The organism is Streptomyces carpinensis (assembly GCF_002154505.1).
Taxonomy (GTDB): Bacteria; Actinomycetota; Actinomycetes; order Streptomycetales; family Streptomycetaceae; genus Streptomyces; species Streptomyces carpinensis.
Genome location: NZ_MUBM01000420.1, coordinates 1 through 12,033, shown reverse-complemented (window position 1 = coordinate 12,033; position 12,033 = coordinate 1). Strand labels below are relative to the sequence as shown.

Below are 12,033 nucleotides of genomic sequence, written 5' to 3'. Positions count from 1 at the left end.
GGGTGGGGGTCCGGTTGTGCTGGGGGTCCGTGTAGGACGGTTCACTCGCTTCCGGGTGGCGTGGGGAAGCATGACCGTTCTTGTCAGCCGGTGTGGTCATGGGCAGTCCTGGAACGGATGGGCATTCGCCCGAGACGCTCGACGTCGTCGGTCTGGGGCCATTGCGGTTCGGATGCGAGGGCTAGGCGGTGTTGCGATGTGCACACCGCACAAGGCCCCCGGTGGGCACACCCACGGTGCGGCGCTGGGCGCGATGCGAGCGCCGTGTCGGATGGCCACGGAGCCCGGCCCGCCGTTCCTCCGGATCGGAGTGAGCGGCGGAGGGCGGCACGCGTATAACACCAACGATGACAAAGCTGAGCCTTCCGGACAAAGTAAGGCCATACCTGTTCGATATCGACGGTGTGCTGACCAAGACCGCTTTTCGTCCACGGGGCCGCGGCGAAGGCACCTTCGACGACTACGGTTGCCAGTTCCGGCTCTTCCTCCTCGCCGCATACGAGCGCGAACGCGACTGAGCCGCACACTCCGCACCCGGCCCAGGGCCCACACCGCACCTCGCCGGGCCCGGCAGGGAACAGCCCGCCGGGCCCGGGGGCGCCCGGCACCGTCGCCATCTCTCCCCGAGCGGGCCGCACCTTCGTCACGAAACCCACCGGTTCTCGGAGATCCGGGCCCGGACGCGCGCCCCCTCGCGCTGCAGCACGATCAGGGCCATGTCGTCGGCGAGCGGCCCGCCCGTATGCGCCCGCAGGTCCGCGCCGATCCTGCGCACGAGCGCATCCGGACGCTGATCGGCCCAAGCTGTCACCCGCTCCACGAGGGGGTAGAAGCCGCCCATGCAGTCCCGTGCCTCGGTGACTCCGTCCGTGTACAGCACCAGCCGGTCGCCCGGGGCGAAACGGAAGGTCAACGGGGCATACTCGGTCTCCGTCAGGGCGCCAAGACCCAGCGGAGGAGCGGGGGCACTGACTTCCAGGGGTGTGACGGGCCCCCCGTGCAGCAGGAGCGGCGGTAGATGACCGAAACTGATCAGACGGGCACAGGGCTGGTCATCCGGGATCTCCAGCACGGCCGCCGTGACGAAGCGTTCACCGGGCCATTCGGCAGGATCCCCGTGGTGCGCCTGGCCCAGGTCCCAGCACACATCGGACTCCAGGGCGGACGCGAGCCCGGACAGTGTGGAATGCCTGTGCGCGTTGAAGCGGAAGGCACCGAGGACGGTCTCGATGTCCCCGATGGCCCCGAGCCCCTTGCCGCGCGCATCCCCGATGATCAGCCGGGTGGCGCCAGGCGCGCGGACCAGTGCGTACAGGTCTCCACCGATACGGGCTTCGGTCTCGGCGGCCACGTACGTCGACGCCAGGGACACCGCTCCCGCGCGTCGCGGCAGTGGCCGCAGCAGCACGGACTGCGCGGCTTCCGAGATCCGGCGCACGATGGCCAGCTGGCGCTGATGCCGCTCGCGCAGACGGGTGGTGAACAGGAGCAGCGCCGAGAACAGCACCAGGGACAGCATCTGCACGAGAACGCTCTCGGTGGTCAGCGTACGTCGCTCGGCTCCCGCGACGACCAGCGCCGCCAGGGCGAGCAGAGCGGTGACGGCAGTACGGCGGGTGTCGGCGATGGCGGCGGCGAGCGCGAGCGGGATGACCAGCAGATGGGCGAGGTGGACGTTCGGTGGCAGGAACCAGTCGGCCACCGGAACCGCCACGATCGGCACGGACCACAGGGTCACCCATCGGTAGGCCCGCCATCCGCTCGGTGCCCTAGTCGCCTGCAAAGACGGTCTGCTCGGCATTGTTCTCCCAGGTTCGGCGCGCACGGCAATGAAGCGTCGCCGCTCGGTACGCACACCGAGCTGCATCAGGGCACAGGGCACCGGGAAGAGCAGCCGTTCGTACGCCCACGAACTGCTGTATCCGGCCGCTTCGGCCGTTCCGGCTGCTTCGACCACGTTGCAGATCCACTCCCGATCGCCGGGGCGGACGAGGTCCGGGTCTCACGAAACCTCCAATGTCGTCGTTGGAGTTTGGCGACAAGGCGGGAGGGCGGATGGGGCTTTCCACCCCGCCACCGGGCTGCCGCTGGGCGGTGTGCTGTGGTGTGGTTTCACGCACTGGCCGACAGTTGCTGATCAGACCAGATGAGTTTGCCGTCCGGGATGTGGCGGGTTCCCCATCGGCGGGACAGTTGAGTGACGAGGAAGAGGCCGCGGCCGTGTTCGTCGGTGGTGCGGGGGTGTCGCAGAAGCGGGTGGCTGTGGCTGGCGTCGGAGACTTCGCAGGTCAGCATCTCGTGCCGGATGAGGCGTAGGCCGATCGTGCGGTCGCTGTTGCAGTCGCCGTTGCCGTGGATGATGGCGTTGGTGAACAGTTCGCTGACGATCAGCTCTGTGGACTCGGCTAGGTGTTCCAGTCCCCACTGGGTCAGCTGACGGGTAGCGAGAGTTCGGGCACGGCTGACGACGGCGGGATCGCTGGGGAACTGCCAAGAGGCAACCTGGTCTGCGCTCAGCGAGCGGGTCCGTGCGAGAAGCAGAGTGACATCGTCGCTCGGCGGCTCGGCCCGCAGTGTGTCCACTGTGGAAGAGCACAGATCGTCCAGTGTGAGGTAGGGCCGTGCGAGGGCCGCGCGCAAACGGTTCATGCCGTCGCTGATGTCCCGGTGGCGGGCCTCGATCAGACCGTCGGTGTAGAGGGCGAGCCCGCTTCCTTCGGCGAGTTCCAGAGTTACGGACTCGAAGGGGACCAGCCCGAGGCCGAGCGGTGCTCCGCTGGGCAGGTCGGGGAAGGTGACGCGGCCGTGCGGGTCGATGACCGCGGGCGGGGGGTGGCCGGCCCGGGCCATCGTGCAGGTGCGGGTGACCGGGTCGTAGACGGCGTACAGGCAGGTGGCCGCCATCGTGGTGGTGACCAGGTGTCGGGGGTCGGCGTCCGCCTCGGTGAGGTCGACGACCAAGTCGTCGAGGTGGGCCAGCAGTTCGTCCGGGGAAAGGTCCATGGCGGCCAGGGTGCGTACGGCGGTGCGGAGTCTGCCCATGGTCGCCGCGGCGTTGATGCCGTGTCCGACCACGTCGCCGACGACCAGTGCGACCCGGGCGCCGGGCAGCGGGATCACATCGAACCAGTCACCCCCGACGCCGTAGTGACCGTCGGCCGGCAGGTAGTGCCAGGCCACTTCGGCGGCGGATCCGCCTGTTGCGCGGCGGGGGAGCAGATGGCGCTGCAGCGCGAGAGCCGCGGAGCGTTCGCGCACGTATTGGTGAGCATTGTCCAGAGCCAGCGCAGCCCAGCTGACGAGTTCCTCGGCCAAGAGCAGGTCGTCCTCCTCGAACGGCCTGGGGTCCTTCGTCCGCACGAAGACCGCCACGCCCAGCACTGCGTCCCGGGCGTGAATCGGGACGACCATCAACGAGTGCATGGCGTGCTCGCCGATCTTCTCCGCCCACGCCGCGCCGTGGTGGTCCAGCCACGTGCCCGGGGATGTGTCCAGCATCGGCTCGAAGTGGGATTTCCCGGAGCGCAGGACACCCGTGACGGGCGAAGTGGGCGGGACGAAGACCGGCGCTCCGCGAGCGGACAGGGACTCCGGCGTTCCCGGGTGGATCGAGGCCAGGCCCGCACGGTGGAAGACGGGGATGCGCCCGTCCTGTACGCAGAGATGGGCCAAGGGCTCCTCGCCGAGTGGGACGGACTCCGCCAGGTCGACAGTGGCGTAGTCCGCGAGGAACGGCACGGCGAGGTCGGCCAGTTCCTGCCCGGTCTGCATGACGTCCAAAGTGGTGCCGATGCGCCTGCTGGCCTCGCCGAGGATTGCCAGACGCTCTCGCGCCCGTCGGCAGTCGGTGACGTCCACGCTCACGACGCACACGCCCAGCGCGCGGCCCTGCGCGTCGTCGATGCGGACGAAGGACGCTGTCAATATACGGTTGCTTGGCACATTCGCCGGCAGCAATGCCTGGTAGTCCACGTGCATCCCCGGGTCCCCGCTCTCCAGCACCTGGTGCATCACTGCCTCCAGCGTTTCGGCCGCCGTCCCGGGTGCCGCCTCCGTCAGCCTGCGGCCCAGCCGCTGTTGGAGAGGGATTCCGTCCCAGGAGCCCTGAGCGTCGTTCGCCCGGATGCAGCGCAGGTGCGTGTCCCGTATGACGACACCGATCGGCAGGCAGCTCGGCACCGGCAGCGTAGCGAGGAGCGGCACCGCCACTGTGGCCTCGGCCGGCCACGCGGGAAGCAAGGCCTTGTCGGTCGCACAGACCACCCACCACTCCCGGCCGTCCTGCCCGGACAGCGATGACACGCACAGGCGCACGTCGATGCTGCGGCCGTCGCGGTGCCGCACCTGCGCGAGGCCGGACCAGCGGCCCCGGAGGGTGCTCTCTTGTGCGGCTTGTGAAGCCTTTACTCGGTCGTCGGCGGCCACCAACAGGACACCGGCGGACCGCCCCACCACCTCCGCGGCCGAGTAGCCCACGAGCCGCTGAGCGGCCTGCGACCATCCGACCACCGTCCCCTGCGCGTCGAGGAGAGCTATCGCCGGGCCGACTGTCTCGATGGCCGTCTGAGCCTCGGAGACTGCGGTATCTGCGGAACTGCCCATTGCTCTTCCCTTCGGTGTCCCCCGGCGATGCGGTCCCCCCAGCTGCTCGGCTGTCTGGTGGATGGATAGGTTGAGGGCTGGGAGTGATCGAGCCACCAGGCACGGCAGGCCCCAGCCCATTCACACTGCGCCGGACGGTGGCTGCGGCGGTGGTCTCGGCCCGTCAGACGCGCTCTGGCGGGCCCCTGTCGGGGCCGGGGTGCGGCCAACGGGCCGTCGGCTGACGCCGACAGCAGCAACTCGGCCGTCCGGTGACGCCCCGCTTGCTCGCACCGCGCTTCGACGCGTCAGTCGGCGACGGCTGAGAACGCGGTGCGGTCAGGCCCCGAGGGCCGCTCCCAGAATCGGAGCGACCAGACGGATCCGCAGATCGGTGGTCTGCTGCCCGGCGAATGCGGCAGGCCCGAGCTGGCGGGGTTGATCGAGTCCCCGCTGCGAGGCCGCAGAAAATCGATCACCAGCGCGACGGACAGTCCGATGACGTACGGCACCAGCGCACACGGCGGCCATGAGCCATGCAAAACCCGGCCGCCGGCATGATCACCGTCTGCCGCCGGGCCTCGGCGACAAAGACGGGCGCGGGCTGCCAGGAGGGCGCGGGCACGAGCGCCGCGTAGCCGATCGACGGGAAGGCGACCGCGGGCCGCGCACCAGGCGCCCAAGACCCCTCCCCGACATTTTGGCCGGCGCGGAGGGAACGATGCCGCAACCGGGGAAGGCGCCCATGAGCCACAGGGGGACCATCACGGTGCCGTGTCCAGGCGGATCATGGCCTGAGGCCTCCGGAGCGAGCTTCGCCCAGTCCAGACGGTGCGTGTGCTCGCGGAGGCACTGCGGGCTGCCGTGCGCTTCGTTCGTGCTCATGCCCGCAAAGCTACGCACCCAGTGGCACCTGAGTACGGTCCATTTCTACGACAGATTCCCAGACCAATTCTGCGGACAAAGCAAGATCGCGATTTATAGATCTGGGACACGGACCCGCTCCCGGATGGCGAGATCATGACAGCGCGCTTCCCGCCTGAGAGATCGCGTCGACTCCGGAACGGGCGGCCTGGCACTTGAGGCCGACAGCCCCAGCGCCTCGAATCTCGGCAGGGACTCTCCCGAACCGGACAGAGACGCGTCCGCTCCGCCCTCGGAACCCCTTCTAGGGCTCATCCAGGGCACTTCTAGGGCAACACCCTGCACAGTGCGTCCAGTGCGCCTGCCCACGCGCTGTCCGAGGGCGCCGCGTAGTTGACCACCAGGGCGTCCCGTTCAAGCAACTGCCATCCACGGTCCGCCACTTCGTAGCGGAACTGCGTCAGCCCCCTGATCGCCAGACCTTGCCGGGCCGCGGCCTGGACCACCGAGCTTTCGGTTCCACGCGGGAGTTCGAGGACCGTCTGCAGTCCTGCAGCCATCCCGGTCACACGGATGCCGGGAGCCCTCTGGCGCAGGACCTCGACCAGCTGATCGCGGCGACGCCGGTAGCGCAGCCGCATCGAGCGCACATGACGGTCGTACGCACCCGAGGCGATGAATTCCGCCAGCGTCAGCTGCTCCAGGGCGCTCGTCATGTAATCGCCGTGCCCTTTGGCCGTCACGATCTCCGGGACGAGTTCCTCCGGCAGCACCATCCATCCGAGCCGTACCCCCGGCGCCAGGGACTTGCTCACCGAACCGAAGTACACCACCCGCTCCGGATCGAGGCCCTGCAGGGCGCCCACCGGCTGACGGTCGTACCGGAACTCCCCGTCATAGTCGTCCTCCAGGATCAGACCGCCCGTGGCACGTGCCCACTCGACGGCCGCCGTGCGCCGCTCCGGGCAGAGCGCGACACCTGTCGGGTACTGGTGAGCCGGGGTCAGCAGCACCGCGCCCACTCCGGGCAGTCGCGCGAGGTCGTCGATGCGCGCGCCATGGTCGTCGACGTAGAGGGGTGGAGTGTGCAGACCGGCATTCCTCAGCAGGTCGCGATACAGGTCGAGGCCGTAGGCCTCGACGGCCACCGCCCGCACGCGCCGCACCCTGAGCGTCTGCGCCATCAGCGCCAGGCCGTGGTGGAAACCGGAACTGATGACGATCCGCTCCGGCCCGGCGTATACCCCGCGGGCACGCGCCAGGTAGTCCGCGAGTGCGGTGCGCAGCTCCATCCGGCCGCGGGCGTCGCCGTAGCCGAAGGCGTCGTGTGGCGCGGCGGTCAGAGCCCGGCGGGCCGCGGTGAGCCACTGTGTGCGCGGAAAGTTCGCGAGGTCCGGTGCACCCGTCCACGGGCCATACCTGGGACGGAGCTCGTGCGGCCTCGCGCGAGGAGCGTCCGGCGCGGCCCTGTGCGGCTCGACCCGGGTGGCCACCCGGGTCCCGGAGCCCTGCTGGGCGGTGAGCCAGCCCTCGGCGACCAGTTCGGCGTAGGCCTCGACCACGGTATTGCGGGAGACCCCGAGATCCGCGGCGAGTGAGCGGGAGGCGGGCAGCCGGCTGCCGGGCGCCAGACGCCGCGTGCGAACTGCCTCCCTCAAGGCGTCAGTGAGCCCTGCACGCAGCCCGCGTCCGTGCAGCTCCAGATGCAGGTCGGCACCGAGCGCGGGAGGCATCTCGGCCGCCGAATTGGACCGGAAATCTGCCATGCAAATGAACCATACTCCCATACCACTGAGAACGTAGCGTTGCGGGAATGACGATGAACGAAGCACACGAAAGCACCGCACGTCTCCCGGAACACACGGCGCGTATGGACGGGGCGAAGCTCGCCCCTGAGGCCTCCGGCGGCACACCCTGCGTGGCCGCGCACAGCACGACCCGCGCGCTGTACTCCGCGTACGACGGCCGTCTGTACCAGGTCGAGCGCGCTTCCGACGGCGGGACCCGGGAACCGCCCGTGCTCAGCACGGGCGGCTACGCCGACGCCGCCGCGCAGGACTCGTTCTGCGCGGCAACAAGCTGCCTCTTCACCGTCGTCTACGACCAGCCGGGCCAGGGCAACCACCTCACCCAGGCGCCGCCCGGAGGGTTCTCGGTCCTGCCGCGGGCGGCTACGACAACGTCGCGGAAGCATTCGCCGCGCCGGCCACCGTGGGCGGCCACAAGGCATACGCCTCGTCGGGTCGGGTCGCGCCCGGCGGGCTGCGCTCGGCTCACCGGAACTGCTTGAAGAGGCGTCGAGTGCCGGCCTATTGGCCGGCCTGGCTAATCCCGACGTAGACGCGCAGGTCAGAGCGCCTGGCCGGCACCTTCCACCGACGCAAAGCGTCCATTGCGGTGGATGGCCAGGCAGCCTCGTCCTGGTCGGCGAGGAAGCGCACGACACGCTGCTGCACGTGGCGCAGGTCGCCGAAGGACCGCGGCGGTTCGGCGGGATCACCCGGGAAAACCAGCGTGAACAGCATGTGCGCGGTGTAGTACCTGTCGGAGAAGCCTTCGACGCCCGAACAGTCAGCCAGGCCGGCCAGCATGGCATCGACCGCCCGGAGCGTCGTGGCTTCGGACGTTTCGGCCAGGGCCATCGCCGCGAGGCCACGGTAAGAGCCGTTCAGGAACGACATCGTCTCGGTCTTCTCAGGCGGCCGGGCGACGACCTGCGACAGCACGTCGACGACGGCCGGGCCGGCGATGCCGAACCGCGTCAACGCGAAGGCGGAGGCCCAGCGCAGCTCGACGATCGGGCTGTCCAGGTAGCGCCCGATGAAGGGGACGGTCGCCGGCTCGCCGAGCAGACCGAGGGCGCCCAATCCCGTCGCCGCCGCGCCGGGCGAGACTTCATCGGCGACGAACGCCTTCAACAGCGGAATCGACGTCGCCGCGGACTCGGGGAACCACGCGAGCAAGTTCGCCGTCTCGGCCCGAAGTTCAGGGCTGCCCGAGGTCAGCAGGACGGCGAGTTCGGGAAGTGCTTCCCGAACGGCGTCATAGGAACGCACCACCGCTTCAGCGTCGATGAGAACTTGCGCGCAGCTCTCCTCGCGCTGTTTGCGCCGCTCATCGTCCGCCGCTTCGGCGATCCACTGAGCCCACTCGTCGGCTTCGCCGCGTAGCCTCGACAGGTAGGCGCGGTCTTCCCGAGGGTCATAGCCGTTCGGCAGACAGTTGTTGTCCCGCCCGATCGCGATGGCGACCAGCAGACCGACGAACCGATGCCTGTTCGCCAATCTCGGGTCGAGTGCCATCCGCACGAGGAACGGAACGGTGTACACCGCAGCCTGCGATCGCGTGCCCTGGTGCACGATATGGTTCGCGAGCTGCGCACTCGGCGGGTACCGGCCCTCCCAAGCCCCCGCCTGCATCGCCCGGAGGAGTCCGGGGACGTCGTCGGCTGTGCCATAGGAGTGCTGCAGCTGTGCCCAGGGCACATCGTCCAGGCCGGTGAGGGGGTCGCCATGCGTCACAGCGGCAGATCCTGGCATGCCAGGATTCCGTCCCGCGATTCGGTGTCGATCAGGCGACGGTCATGCGATCAGCGCTGGGTGCCGCGGCTTGAGGTGGCAGCGAACGACGAACCGTGCCGGAGGCCTCCAGGAAAGCGCGGGCCAGGGATCGGGCACGTCGGATAGTCTCTGCCGGACCGAAGTGGAGCGGATCGGCCCGCGATACCACGGTGCGGCGTACCAGGGTGCGGCGGTGCGCAAGGGGCGGGCCGATGGCGGAACCCGAGGCGGCCTTCCGGGGAGAGGCCGGAACCGGTTCCGAGCACCCCGCGGGTTCTCGGCCGGCGGACGACGAGGCGGGGATCGGCCGACGGCGGTCGGAACCGCCGTTGCTCACCCTGCTCGGCTTCGGAGCCGATGAGGACCTCGTCTACCGCAGCCTGGTCGACCGGCCGGGCAGCGAGCCCGCGGATCTGACGGGCCGGCTACCCGAGAACGCGGTGAGGCGCGCCCTGGACGCCCTGGTGGAACGGGGACTGGCCAGCGTCCACCACGCGGACGCCGACACCGGTGCGGCACAGCACTACCGCGCGACCTCGCCTCTGCTGGCGCTCGCCCCGCTGCGGGAGGCGCGCAGAGCGGCCCTGCACCGGGCCGAGTTCCTGGCCACGGACCTCGCCGAGCGGCACCGTGCCGCCCAGGCCGGCGCCTCGGGAGCGCCCGTCGAGGTGCTGTCCGGCACCCTGGCGATACGCCGCCGGCTGATTGCCATGCAGGAACGGTCCGAGCGCGAGGTGTGCGCTTTGGTGCCGGCGATGGAGACTCCGACCGCGATCAGCTTCGAGGACAACCTCGTCGTGGTGGAACACGATTCGATGCGCCGCGGGGTTCTCCAGCGTTCGGTGGTGGAACGCGGCTGGCTGGAACGGCCCGACGCGGCCGCCGTGATCGACGACGCCGTGGTGCAGGGGCAGCAGATCTCCGTGGTCGAACAGGTGCCCATCAAGATGGTCATGGCGGACCGTCGGACGGCGCTGCTCCCACTGGACCCAGAACGCGACGAGACCGAGCCGGTGGCGCTCGTGGTACATCGCAGCGGCCTGCTGACCGCCCTGGTCGCCCTGTTCGAGCAGTGCTTCGCGGGCGGGCGGCTGCTGCGCCCCTTCGCCGGTCCGCGGAGCGGCGAAGGGGCCGCGGACGAGTCTGAGGCCGGGCCGCGCCGCACGGAGGCCGAAGCCGTCGACGACCTCGACCGCCGCATCCTGGCGCTGCTGTACGTCGGTCTGACCGACGCGGCAGTCGCCCGTCAGCTGGGCATGGGGCACCGCACCGTGCAGCGGCGACTGGGGGACCTCATGCGGCGCACGGGTGCGACGACCAGGTTCCAGCTCGGCTGGGAGGCCTCGCGCGCGGGCTGGCTGGACTGAGGCATGCTCCGGAATGCGGCAGGCGCCAGCGTGCCTGGCTGCTACCAGCAGTTCCCGACCTGCACGCACGTCGACAACCGAAGTGACGAAGGGAATTGCGCTCACCCGCTCTTGAGCCGACGTGCCAAGTACGGCCGCAGACGGGCACCCATGCCAACATCTTTCAGAACGCAGGAAGTTGGCCCAGCGGCCGCCCCTTGTCGTACTCGGCCGTGAGGAACGCGGCCAACTCGGTGTCGCACGCGAAGGACGCCCGACCCGACCGCCGGGACCGGTGCCGGCTGCAGCTGGATGTCGGTCCCGAACGACCGGGCAGCGTCAAAGAGGGTCGCAGCGTCCGGACGCTCGCGAAGTCGAGCGAGCCGATGAAGGTGCTCCAGGTCTGGGTCGCGGTCCTTCGTGTCCGAGACCATCGGCCTGGACAAGGTGGAGAAGGCCTTCGAGCGGATGCACCACGGCGACGTCCTGCGCTCGGTGGTGGTCCTGTGACCGAGGCCCGCATCGGCCATCGGTGCACGTCGGTCAGGCGACTCGGACGTATCCACCAGGCCACCCCGCCGTGCCGGTCAGGTGAGCCGCCGTATCCGTCACGCCACCCCGCCGTGCCGATGAGACGACCCGACCGTGGCCGTCAGGCGACCGAGGACCTGAGCCGTGCCCCGAGGGACCGTGAGATCCCGCGCGCCGCAACCTGCACCAGCGGGGCAAGGGCGTGCGGGTTCACGGCGTCGGCGTGGGCGACGACCGAGACGGCCGCGACGACGGTGTTGTCCGGCCCGTACACGGGGGCGGCGACCGACACGGCGTCCATCGTCACCTGCCGGTCGCTGATGACGACCCCGGTGCTGCGCACTTCGGCCAGGGCGCGGCGGACCTCGTCCGGGGTGCACAGGGTCTTCTTCGTGTGCCGGACGAACGGCCGGGAGAACACCCGTTCCTGAACCTCCCGGGGTGCATGGGCGAGGAGGACGAGGCCGACGCCGGTGGGCGCGAGGTCGAACCGCCCGCCGACGCGGGTGAGGACCCGGACCGCGTCACGGCCGGCGAGGCGCTCCACGTAGACGACGGACAGCTCCTCGCGGACGGCGAGCTGCACGTTCTCGCGGGTGATGTGTCCGAGGTCGGAGAGGTACGGCAGGGCGGCCTCGCGCAGGCCGAGGCCGCGCGGGGCGAGGGAGGCGATCTCCCACAGCCGCAGCCCTATGCGGTAGCCGCCGTCCGGCTCGCGTTCGAGCGCACCCCAGCCGGCCAGTTCCTTCACCAGCCGGTGGGTGGTGGTGAGGGGCAGGCCGGTGTGGCGGGAGATCTCGGCGAGCCGCAGGACGGGCCGGTCAGGAGTGAAGGCTTCCAGCACCTGCAGAGCCCTGGCCGTCACCGAACAGCTGTCGGTCGGGGCTCGGCGCTGCATGCGGACCTCCTTGTCCGGGTGCCTGCCACTCCACAGCGGACTCGGGCACCTCACCGAAAAGCTAGGCAGAGCCCTGACGGCCGTCAATGCTCCGGCGAGTATTCGGGGCGTCGGGATGCTGGTCCCATGGCGAGCGCTCCGGCACGAACGGAATGCCCCGGCGACCACGCGCGTGGCGGGCCCCCGGCGCACGGGCGGATGCCGCGCGCTCTCGCGAGCGGGCTCCCGCCCCTCCCTCGGCTTCCTCAGGGGT

The 12,033-nt window shown here is 70.1% G+C and carries 7 protein-coding genes and 1 pseudogene; 3 read left to right on the top strand and 5 right to left on the bottom strand.

Annotated elements, in window-relative coordinates; all coding sequences use genetic code 11:
- Positions 1-347 precede the first annotated feature (347 nt).
- On the top strand, positions 348-518 hold the full coding sequence (locus BZY54_RS51280) for a hypothetical protein (protein WP_158103999.1): 171 nt from the start codon (positions 348-350) through the stop codon (positions 516-518).
- A gap of 125 nt (positions 519-643) precedes the next feature.
- On the opposite strand, the gene BZY54_RS41435 is transcribed toward BZY54_RS51280, so the two are convergent.
- From BZY54_RS41435 to pdxR, 3 genes are all read right to left on the bottom strand, one after another.
- Positions 644-1,723, bottom strand: coding sequence for a PP2C family protein-serine/threonine phosphatase (locus BZY54_RS41435; protein WP_158103998.1), 1,080 nt, complete (start codon positions 1,721-1,723; stop codon positions 644-646).
- Positions 1,724-2,112: 389 nt separating this feature from the next.
- Positions 2,113-4,602: a SpoIIE family protein phosphatase gene (locus BZY54_RS41430; protein WP_086730530.1), complete on the bottom strand. Its 2,490-nt coding sequence runs from the start codon at positions 4,600-4,602 to the stop codon at positions 2,113-2,115.
- Between the two features lie 1,169 nt (positions 4,603-5,771).
- Positions 5,772-7,211 (bottom strand): MocR-like pyridoxine biosynthesis transcription factor PdxR, encoded by a 1,440-nt coding sequence (gene pdxR / locus BZY54_RS41425; RefSeq protein ID WP_244217593.1) that lies wholly within the window; start codon positions 7,209-7,211, stop codon positions 5,772-5,774.
- A 47-nt stretch (positions 7,212-7,258) separates the two neighbouring features.
- On the opposite strand from pdxR, the pseudogene BZY54_RS41420 reads away from it, so the two are divergent.
- Positions 7,259-7,728, top strand: a pseudogene (locus tag BZY54_RS41420) (arabinofuranosidase catalytic domain-containing protein); the annotation flags it as partial.
- A 26-nt stretch (positions 7,729-7,754) separates the two neighbouring features.
- Here the strand turns inward: BZY54_RS41420 and BZY54_RS41415 are convergent.
- Complete coding sequence (locus BZY54_RS41415; protein ID WP_086730528.1) at positions 7,755-8,966, bottom strand: hypothetical protein; 1,212 nt, start codon at positions 8,964-8,966, stop codon at positions 7,755-7,757.
- Between the two features lie 251 nt (positions 8,967-9,217).
- On the opposite strand from BZY54_RS41415, the gene BZY54_RS41410 reads away from it, so the two are divergent.
- Entirely contained in the window at positions 9,218-10,372 is a 1,155-nt protein-coding gene (locus tag BZY54_RS41410) for a LuxR family transcriptional regulator (RefSeq protein WP_086730527.1), read from the top strand.
- A 631-nt stretch (positions 10,373-11,003) separates the two neighbouring features.
- On the opposite strand, the gene BZY54_RS41405 is transcribed toward BZY54_RS41410, so the two are convergent.
- A complete protein-coding gene (locus tag BZY54_RS41405; protein ID WP_086730526.1) occupies positions 11,004-11,780 on the bottom strand; it encodes an IclR family transcriptional regulator in 777 nt (258 codons plus the stop codon).
- Between the last annotated feature and the right edge of the window lie 253 nt (positions 11,781-12,033).